We start from the raw sequence: 18,773 nt of genomic DNA on the forward strand, positions 1-18,773 counted from the left end.
AATTGCATCTATTGTAGCAAAAAAAATGCATGGAGAGGCACGTTAAGCAAATGCATTCTCGTTTCAAATCCCACACAATCGAACAGTAATTGATTTTGAATAACACTAAAGCCAGCGTCAACTCGCGGAATCGGCCTGACAATAAAGGATAACAATCGCATGACCTATACTATTTCTTTGCGCTTACAACCTGAAACTTATCAGCAATATCAAACCATTCACCAAAAACTCAATGCAGGAGATCGTGAAGCGCAAGCTAAAATTCTTGGAGATAATCTGTCCAAAATTGCTTGTGAGATTATTGATCAAGCCTTTGGCACACTGGTCAAAGATTCTAATGCAAAGGATCAAGACTCAGCAAAAGTATTGAAACAAGTGCAAGATGCAATCTTGAAATACATGCCTTGGTCGGTATCATTTTTTGGTAATGATCGCTTAATGCCTATGGTGAATCATGTACAAAGTTTGATGTATGAACAAGATGGAAAATACTATATTTCATACCCAGTTGAAAAAGTTATTGTGAATGAGCTACTGGGCTGTGCAGAACGTATGCGTGAAGGTCAAAATCAATATGTTGCTCCCGGCTTAAAAGCCTTCACTAAAGTGGTTGATCAAGGCGTTACGAGCTTAATTCGTGAACCTAAAAAAATGCTGAAATTTAATATGGTGGTGGATAAAACCTTAAATGGTGTGATCAGTCTGACCACAGGATTAGGGTATAAGCGATTTGAAAATTTAAGCAAAATTCATGATGCACAAAGTATCGTGAAGTACTTTGACCATTTTCTGGTTTTTCTTGATAATGAAGGACAGCAAAAAGCAAAATTAAATGCTTAAACCATAAGGATAAAGGGAATGGCAAAGTTGGAACAGCTTGATCAGAAAGTGGTGTGGATTACAGGTGCATCATCGGGTCTTGGTAAAGCGTTGGCTGCTGAATGTGCCAGTTTAGGGGCACAGGTTATTTTGACGGCTCGTCGTTTTGAAGAGCTGGAAACGGTAAGGCAGTCTTTGGCACACCCAGAACGACATATTTCCATTAAAGCGGATATCACAGATGAATCACAAGTTCGTCATGCTTATGAACAAGTTCTCCAACAAAAAGGACGTATTGATTGGTTAATCAATAATGCAGGTCTATCACAACGTGCATTAATTAAAGACACGACCATGCAAACTGAACGTGCGATCATGGAAGTTGACTATTTCTCTCAAGTCTTTTTAACCAAAACGGTTTTGCCGACTTTTCAGCAACAAAAGTCAGGACGAATTGCCTTTATCTCAAGTGTCGCTGGGTTATTGGGCACACAATATCGTGCGACTTATTCGGCAGCCAAAGGTGCGATTCATATGTGGGCGAATAGCTTACGTGCTGAAATTGAGCAAGATGGTGTGGGTGTCTCGGTAATTTTCCCAGGATTTGTGAAAACCAATGTATCCTTTAACGCTTTAAACGGTGAGGGAAAGCCCCAAGGTTATCAAGATGAGGCCATTGAAAATGGTTTAGAAGCAGAGGAATTTGCTAAACAAACCGTACAGGCATTATTGAAAGGGGATGAGTATATTGTCGTGGGTGGGGCAAAAGAAAAATTAGGCGTCTTTATTTCACGGTTATCACCAGCAATACTGTATCGAATGATCCGAAAAATGAAAGTAAAGTAATTTTTAATGATCGTGACCCGCATATCGATGAGAAAAATTTTATCAACTATGTTTGGTTTTCTATCTCAATGATCATGCGAGCGATAAGGGGTTTGAAGACTCCTCAAATAAAGTATAGGGCTTGAGTGACTACTACATACCTGTAAAGAAAAAGAGAGACTTTTAGTCTCTCTTTTGTATAGCAGTTCCGTAAGCGAATACTTCAACCATTCCACCTTGAAGTCCTAAATCTGTGGTGCTGAGTCTTAACCCTAAGATTTCAGTTGCGCCCATTTTTTCAGCTTCAAGTTTAAGTCTAACAATAGCTTCACGTCTTGCACGTTCAACAATACTTTCATAACTGCGTAAGCGTCCACCAAAGAAATTTTGGATTTGCGCAAGTACAAACTTAAAATAATCATGCGAAATCACAACATTACTGCTGATCATTTGTCCATGGTTTTCAGAAGTTTTAAAACGCTGACTATCTAACTTGATATAAGCTAAGCGCGCTTCTTGTTCATCAAGTTGCTTAAGATGCTTTTGTTCATTATAGCGACCAAATCCAAATCCAATACAAAATAGGATGAGAAAGATAACCACCTGAAAAATGATACCATCCATAACGAATCCTTAAGAGGTGAATGGATCAGGAATTTTAGGTGCATTCGGTGTGACATACACAGCTGTGCCATAAACAAATAATTCGGAAGCACCTTGGGTAATATTGGAAGTCGAGAAACGAATTCCGACAATCGCATTCGCCCCTAAGCCACGCGCTTTATCAATCATACGGTTCATTGCTTCTTGACGAGACTCTTCAAGTAATTCCGTGTATGCGGTAAGTTCTCCACCGACGATATTCTTAAGTCCTGCGAGTAAATCACGTCCAACGTGTTTACTTCTGACGGTACTACCATATACCACGTCAAATTGTTGTTGAATTTGATGACCAGGTACAGATTCTAAATTACTTAACAGCATGTGATTGAAGTCGTTATAAAAAGGATAATTAATGACAAAATATCAGTATTTGGGACAATAAAAAAGCCCACCGAAGTGAGCTTTATTCAAACAAAAAATTACTTCTTGTCGTATTTTAAATCTGAGCTTGAAGGCTGATAAATCACTTGATCCGTAGTATTAGTTTTTAAGCCACCACCGAGTGATTTATAGAGCTCGATTTGGTTGTTAAGGTTCGCTTGTTCAAGCAGCAATAAACCTTGCTCAGCACTATACGATGTACGTTGCGCATCTAATACAGTTAAGAAACTGTCAATACCAGCGCGGAAGCGGGCATTTGAGAGTTTGTAGGTTGTATTGGTCGCATCAACTAAACGGCGTTGTGCAGTTAAACGTTCACCGATATTTTGACGCACTGCCAAAGCATCATTCACTTCACGGAACGCAGATTGAATTGATTTTTCATAATCAGACAATGCGATCTGTTGCTGTGTTTCAGAGACCTTAATATTGGCACGACGTGTACCCCAGTCAAAGATTGGTATATCTAGACTAGGACCAACAGACCAAACAAAAGCGCCAGACTTGAATAAATCACTTAAGTCTGTTGATGCATAACCTGCTGAACCTGTGAGGCTAATGGTTGGGAATAAACGCGCTTTTGCAGCACCGATATTCGCACCAGCCGCACTTAGCTGATATTCAGCCGCTTTAACATCTGGACGGTTGTTGAGTAGATCACTTGGCAAACCAGCCGCAAAAGCAGTGGTTGATGTCACACGTGTGATTCTCTCTTTAGGCAATAAATTGTCAGGTAGTGGTTGACCTACAAGGAGGTTTAACGCATTAACCGCTTGTGCAATTTGAGTCTTGTATTCAGCAACATCACCACGTGCCGTCTCAACAGAAACTTGAGCCTGACGAAGCGGAACTTCACTGTCGATTCCTACATCAAAACGTTTTTTGTTGAGATTGTAAGATTCAAGTTGAGCTTTTAGCGTCTGTTCAGCGAGCTTAAGATTCGCTTGCGCATATGAGTAAGCCAACCAAGCTTGAGCTGTTTGGCTAATCAAGGCAATTTGAGTGGCATCACGTGCGCTTGCAGTTGAAAGATAAGTGTCTAGGGCATTGTCTTTCAAGCTTCTAACACGACCCCAAAAATCAATTTCATAAGCCGTTAAACCTAAACCTACATTATAGGTTGTTACTGGGCTTGGCGAATTGACCGTGTCTTGTCGTAAAACACTACCACTTGCACCAATCGTAGGCAATTGATTGTTTTGGCTGATTTGAAATTGTTGACGTGCTAATTCGATATTTAGCGTCGCTTTACGAAGATCACGGTTATTTGCCAAGGCTAAATCCAAAACTTGGATTAAGCGTTGATCTACAAAAAAATCCTTATAACCTTGCTCCGCAATAGATGGACCAGAAGCATTGCCAAGATAACTTCCTGGAATATTGGCTTGAGTGACCGGTTCTGGACCACGCATGCTTTGACATGCTGTCAAAGCAAGCGCAATTGCAGATACCGCAATGCTACGACCTGTAATAGACCATACGTTTTGCATCACGAAATTTGCTCCTGTTTATTTTGTTTTGGTTTTGTTTTAAAGATACTTCGGATCCATACATAGAACACTGGAATAAAGAAGATCCCTAAAAGTGTTGAGCTGATTACACCACCAAGTACACCATAACCCACGGAATGTTGACTTCCTGCACCTGCGCCAGAAGCGAGAGCTAGAGGAAGAACACCAAAACCGAAAGCCAATGTGGTCATAATGATTGGACGCAAACGCATTTTCGCGGCATGCAAGGTTGCTTCGAAGAGTTCTTCACCTTGATCTTGAAGCTCTTTCGCAAATTCTACAATCAAGATCGCATTCTTCGCGGACAAACCAATCACGGCAATAATCGCCACTTGGAAGTAGATGTTATTTGAAAGGTTTGGATCTTTCAAAATAATCATTCCCAAGAATGTTAAGGCAAGTGCACCAACAATACCCAATGGCACAACCATGAGTACAGAGAATGGGATAGACCAACTTTCATATAAGGCTGCCAAGCAGAGGAAGACAATCAATAACGAAAGAGCATAAAGGAATGGTGCTTGTGCGCCAGACTCACGTTCTTCAAGAGATAAACCAGTCCATTCGTAATCGAAGCCTTGTAAGCCCATTGAAGGAAGCTTAGCAATGATTTCTTCAACCGCTGCCATTGCATCACCCGAACTCACACCTGGAGCTGGAGTGCCTGTAATGTTCATGGAAGAAACGCCGTTATAACGCTCTAAACGTGGTGAACCATAAGTCCATTCGCCTGTTGCGAACGCTGAGAATGGAACCATCGTACCTTGGTTATTGCGGACATACCACTTGTCTAAGTCTTCAGGCATCATACGAGAGCTCGCTTCACCTTGGACATACACTTTTTTCACACGACCACGATCGATGAAGTCATTAATGTATGAACCACCCCATGCCATACCCATCGTACTATTGATTTCAGCAATGCTGACTCCCATAGCACCTGCTTGAGCATGATCGACGATGACACGATATTGAGGCGTATCTTCTTGTCCGTTAGGACGAACACCTGTTAAGCGCTGATCTTGAGAAGCTAAGCCGAGTACAGCATTACGTGCTGCTAATAATTGCTCGTGACTTTGACCTGCAGCTGCTTTTAACTGTAGGTTAAAGCCTGCACTCACGCCCAACTCCGGCATTGCTGGAAGTTGAAGAGGCATGATATAGCTGGCATCTTTCACAATCATATTCAGTGCCATACCACGTTGGATAATTGCACCGACCTGAGATTCAGGAGAGGTACGGTCTTTCCAGTCTTTCAACTTAATGAAGGCAAGACCCGCATTTTGACCAATACCCGTGAACGAGAAACCAGCAACACTAAATACAGATTCAACATGTTCTTTCTCGTTGTTGAGGAAGAAGCCTGTCATTTGATCAATTGTTTTGCCAGTGCGTTCAAGCGTTGCATTTGGTGGTAGCTGAACGAGTGTCATCACCACACCTTGGTCTTCATCTGGTAAGAATGAAGAAGGAAGGTTGACAAATAACCAGCCCATCACAGCAATCACAACACCATAGACCAATCCTGCAAATAGCTTGGCATGTGTTAAACGGTTTACGCCGTTTTGATATTTCACCGAAATTTTGTCAAAACCATTGTTAAACCAACGGAAGAAACGGGCAAAAATGTTATTGCTTTGAGGTTTGTTGGCATCATGTTTTTTCAACATGGTCGCACACAATGCAGGGGTAAAGGTTAATGCAACAATCAATGAAAGAATCATTGCTGTAACGAGCGTGATAGAGAACTGACGATAAATTACACCTGTCGTACCCCCCATGAATGCCATAGGTACGAATACTGCAGTTAAGACAGAGGTAATACCAATCAATGCACCAGAGATCTGTCCCATCGACTTTTCAGTCGCTTCCACAGGTTCAAGGTGCTCTTCTGCCATCACACGTTCAACGTTTTCTACGACGACAATCGCATCATCCACCAGTAGACCAATGGCGAGAACCATAGCGAACATGGTTAATGTGTTAATCGAGAATCCGAACATGTTGATCACAGCAAATGTACCCAATACAACCACTGGAACAGCCATTGTTGGAATAATGGTTGCACGCCAGTTTTGTAGGAACAAGAACATGACCAAGAATACGAGGATAATTGCTTCAATTAAGGTTTTCACAACACTTTTAATTGAGAGCTCAATAAATGGTGTTGTATCAAATGCAAGTTTGTCCACCATACCTGTTGGGTAATTTGGACGTAATTCTTTTAAACGATCTTCAATCGCTTGGGCTGTATCTAATGCGTTTGCACCCGTTGCCAAACGAATCGCTACACCACCTGCAGGTTGACCATTAAATTTAGAGTCAAATGCATAATTATCTGCACCTAATTCAATTTTAGCGACATCACCTAAACGAACTTGTGCACCATTTGGTGAGTTCTTAAGGAAAATATTTGAAAATTGTTCAGGTGTTTGTAAAAGACTTTGAGCAGTTACAGTCGCATTTAAAACTTGACCTTGTACAGAAGGTGCACCACCTAACTGACCTACCGCCACTTGCGCATTCTGAGTTCTTAATGCATTTGCAATATCACTCGGTGTAACTTGCAGGTTGGCCATTTTGGATGGGTCCATCCAAATTCGCATAGCATATGAACCACCAAATACTTGCACTTCACCCACACCAGTCACACGGCTAAGTGGTTCAGAGATATTTGAGTTTACATAGTCTTTAATGTCATTTGCATCTAATGCATCTGACTCAGAATAAAACGCAATAACTTGTAAGAAGCTTGCGCCAGACTTAGTAACTTTTAAACCTTGACGTTGTACGTCTTCAGGCAAAAGTGCAGTCGCTGATTGAAGTTTATTTTGAACTTGTACCTGTGCAATATCAGGATCGATACCTTGTTCAAAGTTTAGAGTAATGGAAGCTTGTCCATTACCAGCACTGTTAGATGAGATGTAACGTAACCCATCCAAGCCATTCATTTGTTGTTCAATAATTTGCGTTACTGTGTTTTCTACAGTTTCAGCAGATGCACCCGGATATGTTGCAGAAATCGATACCGTTGGTGGTGCAATCGTTGGGTATTGCGCAATTGGCATCTTGGTGAGGGATAAAATACCCGCCAACATGATGACCAATGCAATCACCCAAGCGAAAATTGGGCGATGGATAAAAAAGTGAGCCATTCAGTCTACTCCTTATGCATTTGAAGTAGCTTTTTGTTCAGATTGAGCTGCTGGCTTTGCTTGTTGACCATCTTTGCCGGCTTGAGGTGCTGCAGCTTGAGGTTGATAAGGTTTAGCTACAACTTGTTGTTCAGGTTTAACTTTCGCCACACCATCTACAATGACCTTGTCACCTGTATTTAGACCTTTGGTCACAATCCAATCTTTACCTTGCACACCTGCAGTCTCAATTGGACGTACTTCAACTGCACCTTTCGCATTCACGATCATCGCAGTCGCTTGACCTGTTGGTGTACGGGTCACAGCCGCTTGAGGCACTAAAATCGCATTAGGAATTACACCTTGCACAATTTGAGCATTAGTGAACATTCCTGGCAATAATAATTGATTCGGATTTGAGAACACAGCACGTAGGGTAACTGTCCCTGTTTCTGGATTTACACTTGCATCAGAGAATGCAAGATTACCTTCAATAGGGTAGATGCTGCCATCTTCAAGTTTTAAACGAACTTTAGTATTGTTGCTGCGGTCGATGCTGCCTTGACTCAACTGTTGACGTAAACGAAGAAGCTCAGCACTTGATTGGTTGATATCGACATAGATTGGATCAAGCTGTTGGATTGTTACCAATGCTTCAGGTTGATTAGCCGTTACCAATGCACCTGCAGTCACACTAGAGCGACCTGATTGCCCTGAAATGGGTGAGCGAACAGTAGAATAACCTAAGTTAATCTGCGCATTTTTCACCGCTGCTTCTGAAGCTGCAACATCTGCTTGTGCCAATTTAACTTGTGCTTGTAGATCATCAAATTCTTGCTTAGACACAGCATTGATACCGACAAGTTGGCGATAACGGTCAGCTTTAACTTGAAGCGCATTGAGATTGGCTTTTTGACGAACTAAGGCTGCTTTTGCACTGTCTAAGTTCGCACGGTTGGTATTTGCATCAATTTCGTACAGAGGTTGTCCTTCACGCACAAAACTACCTTCAGCAAACAGACGCTTTAAAATCACACCGCTTGCTTGCGGACGTACTTCAGAAATTTGATAGGCTGAAGTTCGACCCGAAAGCTCGACAGTTTGTTCAACACTTTGTGGTTGAGCAACGATGACACCAACTTCAGTTGGCGGCATTTGCTGTTGTGCAGCGGCTTGCTCTGCATCTTTTGGATCTTTGCTACAACCCACAAGTGCAATACTTGTTGCAAGAGCACAAGCAGTGAGGGCAGGGGCCCAAAGCTTTGCCGACATCATTATTCCACCTCGTTAGATTTTTCTCTAAAAATAATTGTTTGCTTTGCTATCCGTTGTGATAGGACTAACCACAGTATAGTCAGCCATATCAACGCAATACTCCAACCTGCAACAACATCTGTCGGGTAATGAGCACCGAGATAAACCCGTGAAAAACCCATGCCAACAAACCATATACAGGCAGCGACAAAAATGATTCTACTTTGATGATGGTTTCGAAAGATCATGATCATCAAACCAGCAATCACTGCTGCATAGAGACTATGTGCGCTTGGAAATGCGGCTCCATAAGTTTCAACGATTTGATAAATTGCATTTGGACGAGGTCGGTCGAAAGCATATTTGAGTAACCAGCCAAGACAGGCACCACCAACGAGACCAAGTGAGATAAATAGACAGTTAGCATATTGTTTTAATCGCCATTGCTGTAAGGTCCAAATCGCCACGCACATCAGCATGATCGGTAAACCGCCAACATGAGACAATAAAACCGCAATTCCATCTATGAGGGGATTGCGGTGTTGACTCATCCATGAAACAGCAGTGAGATCGAGCTGTTGTATCGTTGGAATATAGATTCCTATACTACTTATCGTTATTCCTAAACAACCTATTAAAATCAGTAAGTAAGGCATATAAAATAACCTAAGTTATATTATAGTGGCATACATTTATTGCATGAATGCGTCAAAGTGTACTCGCCAGTACACTTTTTTTCAAGTCAGTGTAAAAGCATAATTTATAGTAATTTCATTACAATGTGCATCTTATTTTTAGCACAAAAAATAACACAAATATCTAATGAGAAGATTTCTTTGGTGAAATTGGATCTTCGACCTCTAAAGGTTGTTTTGGGGGCCAGAAAAAGTCCATTGGTCGTGTAACAAAGTGAGTAAATACTAATTTTGCCAGAGGTTTCCATTGTTCAAAACGAACACGTCGTGCGCGTAATGCCACAATAATAGTGAGACTAAAGCTGACAAATAAGTTGGTCAAACCAATTAATAATACACCAAGGAATGAAACAATAATGAGCCCTATTTCAGGCGTGCCATTGATACTCAATAGGCCCTGCATAAAGTTTGCTGAAGCAAAGGCAATATGGCGAATATCTAAAGGCAGACCAAGAATAAAACCAATTGTCCCCATGCTGCCTAGCATGATTCCGAACAGGAAATTCCCGGCTAGTGCGCCTAAATTACGTTCAATATAGTTTGCAAACTTTTCCAGTCTGTCAGCACCTAGCCAGTTTTTTAAGCGATGATGTGCTTTTAAGCGAGGTCCGACTTTACGATACACTGCCATGTTGTCGAAGTAACCTGCGATTAAACCAGATAAAAATAGACATACACCTGCAATAGCTGCATGTGGTACTGCTAGGGATGTAAAAGGATTTAAACTATGAAGTAAATATGTTGCTTTACTGTGATTGAGTAATTGTTCACCCAAAATCAATGGCCACATCATGGTGATCAATGCTGCAACCGGGATTGCAATGGAAATATTGCCGAGAATAGCGACAAACTGCGTACGGATAATATTGATAATCAGCGCAGCAAGTTCTGCAATTTGTGCAGTTCGAGACCCTTTCTTTTGTTGAACTGTCGCGGCTAGGGCAGCTGCAGTCATAGCAGGTTGTTTGGTTGCAACGGTAAAATGCAGTACATGGATCAACATGAAACCTAATGCATAGTTCATGCTATACGCGAAGGCTTGCATGATAGGTGCCATGGCGATGCGCGCAGTGAGAATCTTCAAGGTCGCCATGATAGCGATAATGACGCCTGCACCTGCGGCTGATTTGTACATACTGAAGAAACCAGCTTTATTGGTACTTACATAATGTTCGCCTGTTTTACTGGCATTTTCAGTGACTTGTAATGCGATTAATTCACTGTTTGTTTTTAAAAGCTCTCGAACACTTCGCTCCTCATAGTGAGCCGCAACTAAATCTTGACATAACTCAGCTAGTGCTAAGTATTGAACTTTTCCAGTTTCAGTCAATAAGTTCAGTAATAGTTCAATACGATCTAAACATTGCTCAAGCAAAGACAATAAATAAGTGAGACTTAAACTCACCCCAATTCTTTTCGTAGCACGACGAATCTTCAAAACGACATCGCGGCACTGCTCGATCATCACCAAAGCCTGGTTGGCGTCGGGTACGACCATTTCAGTAAGATCATCAGCTTCACTATAATGTTTTTTGTATAGCTCAATAAATTCAATGATTTCACGATTCTGCACCAAAAAAGGTGACTCATATTCAGTCAGTTCTGGTTGTGCATTAATAAACTCAGGATAAAGTCCAATACCGCTGATACGGTAAGATAAAACTGTAATGGCTTTAATCATGTCGCGTTTGATGCCAAATTTTGCATCTAAGCTGCCATTACTTTGATTGACAATCTGAAAAAACTGAATCCATTGCTGATCTTCAATATTTTCTAGCCAATATTTATCGCTACGTAAATGAAAGACACGGAAGACTAAATCTTTTAGATCAGTTTCATCGGTCAAAAGGGGAAGAACATGCGCTCCCATTCGTTGACCCAACTGATTCCAAAAACCATCTAGAGAAAGAATCCCACTGTCCGCATAAATAGTGGTTTGTTTATAGCGATTGATCAGATGAACGATATAGGCTTGAAAAGTGGTGGCAGCAGTCGGCGTAATTAATAACGCTTGTATCAACGCCTGAAATTTTTGATTAATTTCTTCTAGGTTATAACTGTCTGATGGACGGATGCGATTAACGAGTTCAATGAGTATGTTTTCGTCTGGAGCAGCTTGATGATGGTCAAGTTGCTCCTGCATTTGTTTAAAAAGATCATTAAAGTTTATATGCATACGCAAATTTTTTTAGTTGAAGTTTATTGGATTCGATCTAATGCTAATTGCGCCAAATTATCAAGCGCTTGACGATAAATACTTTCAGGCAGTTGTAACAATGCCTCACGAGCTGCTGTAGTTTCTTCAACAGCACGTTCGCGACAGTAATCTAGTGCACCAGAGTTTTGAACAATCTGAATCACTTGATCCAAATGTTCAGTACCACCTGTAGTGATGCTACGACGGATAATATCGTGCTCTGCTCCAGAAGTTTTTTGTAGAGCAGCAATCAGTGGCAGTGTTGGCTTACCTTCCATTAAGTCATCGCCAATATTTTTACCAAGTGTTTCTGCGTCAGAGGTGTAATCGAGTATGTCATCTATGATTTGAAATGCATTCCCGAAATGACCTGCGTATTTTCTGAGTGCTTCACGATATTGATGTTGATTGGCAAGAATCGCAGCGCCTTCAGTCGCCAATTCAAACAAACGAGATGTTTTGCCGTGAATAATATCTAAATACGTCGCTTCAGTGGTTTCAGGCTGATGTTGAGATTGCAGTTGAAGTACTTCTCCTTCAGCAATTTCACATGTTCCTGTTGAGAAGTCTTTTAATAACACCATATTGTTCAAATCTACGAGCAAATCGAAAGCTCTAGAAATCAGGAAGTCTCCAACAAGTACAGCGGTTTGGTTATTCCATGTTGCATTCGCTGTAGGACGACCACGGCGTAACCCAGACTCATCTACGACATCATCATGTACCAGTGTAGCGGTATGCAGCATTTCAATAATTGCAGCTAACTTTTGGGCATGCTCTAGGTTGGTTTCACCGCAAGCGCGAGCAGCCAATAAACACATAATAGGACGCATGCGTTTACCACCTGCCTCAACCACATGTTTGCTGACTGACATCACCAAAGCAACTTTAGAGCTGATTCCTTCATTAATAAGTTGGTCCATCGCAGCAAAGTCTGTAGCAACAGGTGCGAGAATGTCTTGCTTAAAATCGATGGCCATAACAATGAAGTCCTTATACAAACAGTAGATGTTACTCAGCTAGTGTAACAATTTAAGTGAAAGTTTTGGTCGCTTTGCCACATGAATATGCATGATTTTCTTAATGTTGTTCAGTTTCTATTCATGTTTGTGATTTAATTTTCATAATACCAATAAAACTTGATATGTTATTTGATATTCGAAGTAGTTCATTTTGTGAATAAATATAGTTTAATCAATCAGCAAATTGTTATTTTCATGTAAGAAATAGATATTTCGGGTTGAAAGTTAACTTTTAGACAAAAGACCTTGTTGTTTATTTCATTATCACTTAAAATCCTTGCCCTTGAATAACCCCCAGTGGCGTTCGTTTTAAGATCGATATATTCCTTTATCGGCACGACGACACGGGCCTGTTGGAGTACATTATGTACGCAGTAATCCAAAGCGGTGGTAAACAACACCGTGTTGTTGAGGGTGAAACCCTTAAAGTTGAATTATTGAAAGCTGAAACTGGTTCTACTATTACGTTTGATGATGTATTAATGTTAGTGAACGGTGATAGCATTCAAATTGGTGCTCCAGTTGTTGCTGGTGCTAAAGTAACTGCTGAAGTAGTTAGCCATGGTCGTCACGACAAAATCCGCATCATCAAAATGCGTCGTCGTAAACACTATCGTAAACAACAAGGTCACCGTCAATGGTTCACTGAGTTGAAAATTACAGCTATTTCAGGCTAATTACGAGGAGTAAATAGACATGGCAACTAAAAAAGCCGGTGGTTCGACACGTAACGGTCGTGACTCAAATCCTAAAATGTTAGGTGTTAAAATGTTCGGTGGTCAAGCTGTGACTGCTGGTAACATCATCGTTCGTCAACGTGGTACAGAGTTCCACGCTGGTGCTAACGTTGGTATGGGGCGTGACCATACTTTATTTGCTACCGCTGATGGCGTGATCAAATTCGAAGTTAAAGGTCAATTTGGCCGTCGTTATGTATCTGTTGAAACTGTATAAGTTTTATCAGGCATAACCAAAAAACCCACTCTTGAGTGGGTTTTTTTATATCTGAAAGAAAGTTTTTGAACTTAAGTGAATCTTCATCATGATGAAGTATTTTCAACAATTTAGCTAAATAACAATACAAAAGTTCTTATTTTCTCAATTATTAGCGATCAAATTTGGTTTAAGATGACTCCATATCAAATGATGATCAATAACAAAAGGTGGGATCATGACAATGCTTCGTAAAACGATTGGTGCAATTACAATGAGTGCTGCAATGATGGCACCAGTCGCAAGCACTCAAGTTTTCGCAGCGCCAGTGGCTGCTTCGGAGCAACAAGCGACCGCAAACTTGGTTCGTCAATTAAACGGAATAAAAAGTTTAACGGCAAATTTTGAACAAACAACGAAAGCAACTAAATCTAGTAAAGCACCACAAAAACAAGGTTTGAGTGCTCAACATATGAATCAGACTTTTACTGGGGTGATGAAAGTTGCTCGTCCAGGTAAGTTCTATTGGGAAACTACAGCACCAGTAAAACAAACAATTGTGACTTCTGGAAAGATGATTTGGATCTATGACCCAGATCTACAGCAGGCAATTCGTCAAAATATGGATGAGCAAGTTGCCAATACACCAGCATTATTATTGTCTGGTAACACTAACCAAATTATGCAGTCATATCGTGTAACACAGCCCAATAAAGCTAAAACTTATTACACGTTATATCCTAAGCAGAAAGATGGTGCCTTTCAGAGTCTGACCATTAGTTTCGGTGCAAATAAAGCGCCAAGCTTAATGATTTTAGAAGATTCATTAGGACAAACTACACACGTTAAATTTAGTAATGTGAAAGTAAATGCAGGTATTCCGGATTCAACATTTAACTTTACACCGCCTAAAGGCACAGACATTATTGACCAATAATATAAAAGCAGCGTTTATCGCTGCTTTTTTTAACTACAAATTTCAACTGAATTGATGTCTGCTAGAATTTATAGTCTCTGTGTTAAACACTCATTTTATTGGAGGCTATATGCTAAATCACATGAATCAGTTTAGAAAAGTGAGTGTTATTTGTGCATCAATGATCATGTTAGGCGCTTGTCAGCCTAAATCTGATGCAGAAACTAAAAAAAGCAATGTGACTGCTGCGCAAGCAAAACAATCAGAATCTTGGTATGTCGAATCGAAGAACGTCGAATTAAAGCCTAAACAGAAGCAAGTATGCGATGAGGCAGGGTGTACAGAATATTCATTCCAAACGGTTGAAACTAATCATCCGTGGATTAATACGTATTTTAAAAATCGAATTGAAAAAGCAGACCCTATACCATTCCAATCGGCTACTAAGAACACAGAGACAACTACTGTGGATCCGCTGAAGTTGAGTCAGAGTCAGACTGTGGTACGTTATTTAAGTCAACATCAGAATATAGCGAGTTTTGAATATCTGAGCTATGTATATTCTGCTGGTGCAGCACATGGGATGTACCACAAAGAATATGTTCATTTCGATTTAAAAACTAAAAAAAGAATAGCACTACAAGATTTAATTGTGAAAGGTCAAAATAAAAAGCTATTAGAAACACTTTATAGTGCTAATAGTATGTGGCTTACAGATCACAATATTGAACAAGATAAACTCGAATTAAGTGACAATTTCTATTACGGAGTTGATGGTATCGTCTTTGTTTATCCGCTGTATGAACTCGCGTCCTATGCTGAAGGAATGTCTGAACTCACTTTACCTTATGTGAGTGTGAATGGTTTGATACAGTCAGAATATCTTCCAAACCTACCCAAACTCGCTGCTGAGTAATTGACTCTATTTTAATTTGATTCAATAAGCTTCAGCTGTCAGCGCTTCGACTGTATTTTTTTCAACGAAGCGCTTACACTATAGGCAGTTTTTTTCCCTGAAAAGATTAACCATGATCGACCCGAAATTACTTAGAAATAATATAGAGGCTGTAAATTTAGCCTTAGCTAAACGTGGCGTGCAACTCAACGTAGAAGAATGGGCATCTTTAGAGGCTCGTCGTAAAGAAATTCAGTCTAAGACTGAAGCTTTACAAGCAGAACGTAATTCGGGTGCTAAACAAGTTGGTCAAATCAAAAAAGCAGGTGGTGATGCCTCTGAAATCATGGCTCGTATGAGCGCGATCGGAGATGAAATTAAAGCTGCTGAGCTTGCGTTAACAGAACTACAAGCTGAAATTGAAGCAAAATCACTTTCTATTCCAAACCTACCTCATGAGTCGGTGCCAGAGGGCAAAGATGAGAATGACAACGTTGAAATTTTAAAATGGGGTACGCCTCGTGAATTCAACTTTGAAATTAAAGATCACACTGATCTTGGTGAGTGGATGGGTGGACTCGAGTTCGAAACAGCGACTAAGTTAACAGGTACTCGTTTCAGTGTGCTCAAGGGTCCGCTTGCACGTTTACAACGTGCACTAACGCAGTTCATGTTAGATACACATACATTGAAAAATGGCTATACAGAAGCTTATGTACCGTATTTAGTGAATGCTGATTCATTACGTGGAACTGGTCAGTTGCCTAAATTTGAAGAAGATTTGTTCAAGCTTCAAGGTGACAAAGAATATTACTTGATCCCAACTGCTGAAGTGCCTGTGACCAACTTTGTGCGTGATGAGATTATTGATCCTGAGCGTCTACCATTGAAATATGCTGCTCATACACCTTGTTTCCGTAGTGAAGCTGGTTCTTATGGCCGTGATACACGTGGTTTGATTCGTCAGCACCAATTTGACAAAGTAGAAATGGTTCAAATTGTTAAACCTGAAGACTCTATGCAAGCATTGGAAGAGTTGACAGGGCATGCTGAGGGTATTTTACAGGCGCTTGGATTGCCATATCGTAAAATCATCCTATGCGGTGGTGATATGGGCTTTGGTGCAACGAAGACTTATGACTTAGAAGTTTGGGTACCAAGCCAAAATACCTATCGTGAAATTTCATCGTGTTCAAACATGGGGGATTTCCAGGCTCGTCGTATGAAAGCTCGTTACCGTGCTGATCAAAAGAAAACAGAGTTTGTTCATACTTTGAATGGTTCAGGTTTAGCAGTTGGTCGTACTTTGCTCGCGGTGATGGAAAACTATCAACGTGAAGATGGTTCGATTGAGATTCCTGAAGTCTTACGTCCTTATATGGGTGGACAAAGTTTTATCGATTAATCGATAAAACACAAAAAAGCTAACTCAATTGAGTTAGCTTTTTTTTGAGTGTTTTAATGAATGAGTTGAGCACTGCCTGTTTGTCTTTCAATAATTTTTTTTAAGGTCTCACTCGGTTTTTCCCCAAATGCATCTTTATACTCAAGTGAAAAACGACCTAAATGTGTAACACCCCATTTATAAGCAATTTCAGTAATATTAATTTTATGCGTAGACTGTGAAATTTCATTATAAATACATTTAAGTCGGTAATGGCGTATATAAGCATTTGGACTGCATTTTAAATATTTTTTGAAAATTGTATTCAGCTTTTTTTTGCTTAATCCAGATGCATATTCTAAATCTGAAATTTCAATTTTTTGATGTATATTTTTTTGTATGAATTCTAACAAGCGAGTAAAGAAGTCAGGATAATCTAAAGTATTTTTATAAATTAAATCACTATAGTTATTGGGTTGAGATAATAATAATGACTTCACAATAATATATTCAAAATCTGAGCGCATTTCTTGAAAAAATGAAGTATTGGTAAAATTGTTTGTGAAATTTTTAATACTGTCAATTAAATCCCACCATGCTTTAATTTTCGGGTTGTTTTGATCCATCACATTTTGAAATACCAAAGGTTCGGTAACTGGCTGAGAGATTAAATCTGAAAGTATTTTTTCAACAAAAGTCTTTGAAAAAGAAATGAATGTTTGCACACAGTCTTTGTCAATAATTAGTTCAAATTTATCTTCAGGTGAAACAATGGATGCTTGATCATAACAGGCGTAAAAAGTTTGACCATCTTTTTTAAATAGTGGTCGCCCATTTTTAGGGCGCGTTATACAAAAGTGGTTCATATTTTCATGCGTATGCGTTTTGAAAATTACATCTTTACCATATGTTAAATCCCCAATAATCATACGACCGATTTGCGATCCATTAAAACTAAAATCCAATGGTTCATATTGATTAAAATCGACTAAATCATGTGGGCCAATGATTAAATCAAGACAATGGTTGGCATCATGAATATTCTGCGTATGTGATTGAATCGTAGAAATAGACCTGTGTTGCTGGCTATACATAAATACCTCTATCCTTAGCTTGCTTATCATTACTTATGCAAAAATCAATCCATGATTTTGCTTTTTTTGTTTTATCTCAAATAAATAAATTAATCTAAAATAGCAGAATATAAAAATACTCTTTTGGTACTAAATTAGATTAATTTGATATGTTATTTAAAAGTGGTAAGCGACACGTAACATAGGGCTACTCGCGGTCGCTCCTGAACCAGCAACACCAGATGCATCATTACCATATTTATTTTTCCAGTATTGATAAGCAATCCCAGCTTTCAATTTTGGTTGATTGGCAGATTTATCTTTAAGTAAAGAATACATTAAAGACATGTCTACAAAGATTTCACTGGCGGTAGGCTCACCAAAAGGATCTTTCCCTTTGGTACTCATCCAAACACCTATGCCTTGATAATTCCAATTCGATTGCATAATAGGAAAATCCCAAAGCACTTGAAGTGCTAAGTAAGGATCATAGGTATATTTTTTACTCAGTACATTAGCATCATTGCTCTCATAATAGCCTAGCAAACTGAGATTAAGATAGCCTGGTGTATTTAATGTAACACTTGGACCAGCAACATACATTTGTCGATTTGAACCATAATCATCATTCTTTGTATTCCAGTCAAAACCTACTGTAAAACCATATGTCTTGAACCAACTAGAATCATTCAGTTTGTGTTGCGTGATACTTGGGATATCTAAGGTATGACGATAAATTGCATATGCCTCTTGAGCTCCTCGACCAGAAGCTTTGTTTGCATTTGGTTCAGCTGAGGATTGATGCATATTGAGTTGAAAAAAATTGGTGCCATATTTATAGCCGCTTAGGTGTACAAGACTAAAAATATATTTGTCAAAATCACCGTCTTTAAATGGTTCTGAGAAATCTTGACCATAACTGACAGCCAGTGAAGTATCACTCCAATTTGCCGCTTGAACTGCAGTGCCTAATGCAAAGCAGATTGATCCAGTGAATAACCCCTTTAAAATATAATTCACAGCTAAATTCCCTCTTAAAATAAATAAGCCGACAGTGAAACTGTCGGCTTA

The 18,773-nt window shown here is 39.7% G+C and carries 17 protein-coding genes; 7 read left to right on the forward strand and 10 right to left on the reverse strand.

What is annotated here, in order from left to right; translation table 11 throughout:
• Positions 1-159 precede the first annotated feature (159 nt).
• Both AC1M85_RS04255 and AC1M85_RS04260 read left to right on the forward strand, forming a co-directional pair.
• On the forward strand, positions 160-840 hold the full coding sequence (locus AC1M85_RS04255) for a hypothetical protein (protein WP_481590626.1): 681 nt from the start codon (positions 160-162) through the stop codon (positions 838-840).
• An 18-nt stretch (positions 841-858) separates the two neighbouring features.
• Positions 859-1,665, forward strand: a complete 807-nt coding sequence (locus AC1M85_RS04260) for an SDR family NAD(P)-dependent oxidoreductase (protein ID WP_488213618.1) — start codon at positions 859-861, stop codon at positions 1,663-1,665.
• Positions 1,666-1,827: 162 nt separating this feature from the next.
• Here the strand turns inward: AC1M85_RS04260 and AC1M85_RS04265 are convergent, their stop codons facing one another.
• The 8 genes from AC1M85_RS04265 to sdsA all read right to left on the reverse strand — a co-directional run bounded on the left by AC1M85_RS04265 (position 1,828) and on the right by sdsA (position 12,459).
• The gene (locus tag AC1M85_RS04265) at positions 1,828-2,268 is read right to left on the reverse strand and encodes a YbjQ family protein (RefSeq protein ID WP_092766865.1); all 441 of its coding nucleotides are present in this window, start codon (positions 2,266-2,268) and stop codon (positions 1,828-1,830) included.
• Positions 2,269-2,277: 9 nt separating this feature from the next.
• Positions 2,278-2,628: a YbjQ family protein gene (locus tag AC1M85_RS04270; protein ID WP_092766864.1), complete on the reverse strand. Its 351-nt coding sequence runs from the start codon at positions 2,626-2,628 to the stop codon at positions 2,278-2,280.
• 98 nt (positions 2,629-2,726) lie between these two features.
• Complete coding sequence (gene adeK, locus AC1M85_RS04275; protein WP_180028035.1) at positions 2,727-4,178, reverse strand: multidrug efflux RND transporter AdeIJK outer membrane channel subunit AdeK; 1,452 nt, start codon at positions 4,176-4,178, stop codon at positions 2,727-2,729.
• Complete coding sequence (locus AC1M85_RS04280) at positions 4,178-7,354, reverse strand: efflux RND transporter permease subunit (protein WP_035267851.1); 3,177 nt, start codon at positions 7,352-7,354, stop codon at positions 4,178-4,180. The genes adeK and AC1M85_RS04280 overlap by 1 nt, the downstream gene beginning before the upstream one ends.
• A 12-nt stretch (positions 7,355-7,366) precedes the next feature.
• Positions 7,367-8,608 carry an efflux RND transporter periplasmic adaptor subunit gene (locus AC1M85_RS04285; RefSeq protein ID WP_035267853.1) on the reverse strand — a complete coding sequence of 414 codons (1,242 nt, stop codon included), beginning with the start codon at positions 8,606-8,608 and terminating at the stop codon, positions 7,367-7,369.
• Positions 8,608-9,243, reverse strand: a complete 636-nt coding sequence (locus tag AC1M85_RS04290) for a phosphatase PAP2 family protein (RefSeq protein ID WP_035267854.1) — start codon at positions 9,241-9,243, stop codon at positions 8,608-8,610. Before AC1M85_RS04290 ends, AC1M85_RS04285 begins: the two co-directional genes overlap by 1 nt.
• A 163-nt stretch (positions 9,244-9,406) precedes the next feature.
• Positions 9,407-11,458 (reverse strand): site-specific recombinase, encoded by a 2,052-nt coding sequence (locus AC1M85_RS04295; protein ID WP_180027964.1) that lies wholly within the window; start codon positions 11,456-11,458, stop codon positions 9,407-9,409.
• A 23-nt stretch (positions 11,459-11,481) separates the two neighbouring features.
• Positions 11,482-12,459 carry an All-trans-nonaprenyl-diphosphate synthase gene (sdsA, locus tag AC1M85_RS04300; RefSeq protein WP_035267858.1) on the reverse strand — a complete coding sequence of 326 codons (978 nt, stop codon included), beginning with the start codon at positions 12,457-12,459 and terminating at the stop codon, positions 11,482-11,484.
• A gap of 407 nt (positions 12,460-12,866) precedes the next feature.
• On the opposite strand from sdsA, the gene rplU reads away from it, so the two are divergent.
• From rplU to serS, 5 genes are all read left to right on the forward strand, one after another.
• Positions 12,867-13,178 carry a 50S ribosomal protein L21 gene (gene rplU / locus AC1M85_RS04305; RefSeq protein ID WP_035267860.1) on the forward strand — a complete coding sequence of 104 codons (312 nt, stop codon included), beginning with the start codon at positions 12,867-12,869 and terminating at the stop codon, positions 13,176-13,178.
• Positions 13,179-13,197: 19 nt separating this feature from the next.
• The gene (gene rpmA, locus AC1M85_RS04310; RefSeq protein WP_035267862.1) at positions 13,198-13,455 is read left to right on the forward strand and encodes a 50S ribosomal protein L27; all 258 of its coding nucleotides are present in this window, start codon (positions 13,198-13,200) and stop codon (positions 13,453-13,455) included.
• A 217-nt stretch (positions 13,456-13,672) separates the two neighbouring features.
• Positions 13,673-14,371 carry an outer membrane lipoprotein periplasmic chaperone LolA gene (gene lolA, locus AC1M85_RS04315; RefSeq protein ID WP_488213619.1) on the forward strand — a complete coding sequence of 233 codons (699 nt, stop codon included), beginning with the start codon at positions 13,673-13,675 and terminating at the stop codon, positions 14,369-14,371.
• 109 nt (positions 14,372-14,480) lie between these two features.
• Positions 14,481-15,266 carry an RsiV family protein gene (locus tag AC1M85_RS04320; RefSeq protein WP_488213620.1) on the forward strand — a complete coding sequence of 262 codons (786 nt, stop codon included), beginning with the start codon at positions 14,481-14,483 and terminating at the stop codon, positions 15,264-15,266.
• A gap of 112 nt (positions 15,267-15,378) precedes the next feature.
• Positions 15,379-16,650, forward strand: coding sequence for a serine--tRNA ligase (gene serS / locus AC1M85_RS04325; protein WP_179997729.1), 1,272 nt, complete (start codon positions 15,379-15,381; stop codon positions 16,648-16,650).
• Positions 16,651-16,703: 53 nt separating this feature from the next.
• Here serS and AC1M85_RS04330 read toward each other — a convergent pair whose 3' ends face one another.
• Positions 16,704-17,723: an AraC family transcriptional regulator gene (locus tag AC1M85_RS04330; RefSeq protein ID WP_481590631.1), complete on the reverse strand. Its 1,020-nt coding sequence runs from the start codon at positions 17,721-17,723 to the stop codon at positions 16,704-16,706.
• A 156-nt stretch (positions 17,724-17,879) separates the two neighbouring features.
• Complete coding sequence (locus AC1M85_RS04335) at positions 17,880-18,722, reverse strand: hypothetical protein (protein WP_257219853.1); 843 nt, start codon at positions 18,720-18,722, stop codon at positions 17,880-17,882.
• Between the last annotated feature and the right edge of the window lie 51 nt (positions 18,723-18,773).

It is taken from the genome of Acinetobacter sp. 24-47-64 (genome assembly GCF_057737055.1).

Bases quoted from the DNA above. Each gene is read 5' to 3' on its own strand.
- AC1M85_RS04255 (WP_481590626.1), top strand. From the start codon at position 160: ATGACCTATACTATTTCTTTGCGCTTACAACCTGAAACTTATCAGCAA.
- AC1M85_RS04280 (WP_035267851.1), bottom strand. From the start codon at position 7,354: ATGGCTCACTTTTTTATCCATCGCCCAATTTTCGCTTGGGTGATTGCA.
- sdsA (WP_035267858.1), bottom strand. From the start codon at position 12,459: ATGGCCATCGATTTTAAGCAAGACATTCTCGCACCTGTTGCTACAGAC.
- AC1M85_RS04265 (WP_092766865.1), bottom strand. From the start codon at position 2,268: ATGGATGGTATCATTTTTCAGGTGGTTATCTTTCTCATCCTATTTTGT.
- AC1M85_RS04295 (WP_180027964.1), bottom strand. From the start codon at position 11,458: ATGCATATAAACTTTAATGATCTTTTTAAACAAATGCAGGAGCAACTT.
- rplU (WP_035267860.1), top strand. From the start codon at position 12,867: ATGTACGCAGTAATCCAAAGCGGTGGTAAACAACACCGTGTTGTTGAG.
- AC1M85_RS04290 (WP_035267854.1), bottom strand. From the start codon at position 9,243: ATGCCTTACTTACTGATTTTAATAGGTTGTTTAGGAATAACGATAAGT.
- serS (WP_179997729.1), top strand. From the start codon at position 15,379: ATGATCGACCCGAAATTACTTAGAAATAATATAGAGGCTGTAAATTTA.
- AC1M85_RS04285 (WP_035267853.1), bottom strand. From the start codon at position 8,608: ATGATGTCGGCAAAGCTTTGGGCCCCTGCCCTCACTGCTTGTGCTCTT.
- adeK (WP_180028035.1), bottom strand. From the start codon at position 4,178: ATGCAAAACGTATGGTCTATTACAGGTCGTAGCATTGCGGTATCTGCA.
- rpmA (WP_035267862.1), top strand. From the start codon at position 13,198: ATGGCAACTAAAAAAGCCGGTGGTTCGACACGTAACGGTCGTGACTCA.
- AC1M85_RS04260 (WP_488213618.1), top strand. From the start codon at position 859: ATGGCAAAGTTGGAACAGCTTGATCAGAAAGTGGTGTGGATTACAGGT.
- lolA (WP_488213619.1), top strand. From the start codon at position 13,673: ATGACAATGCTTCGTAAAACGATTGGTGCAATTACAATGAGTGCTGCA.
- AC1M85_RS04330 (WP_481590631.1), bottom strand. From the start codon at position 17,723: ATGTATAGCCAGCAACACAGGTCTATTTCTACGATTCAATCACATACG.
- AC1M85_RS04320 (WP_488213620.1), top strand. From the start codon at position 14,481: ATGCTAAATCACATGAATCAGTTTAGAAAAGTGAGTGTTATTTGTGCA.
- AC1M85_RS04270 (WP_092766864.1), bottom strand. From the start codon at position 2,628: ATGCTGTTAAGTAATTTAGAATCTGTACCTGGTCATCAAATTCAACAA.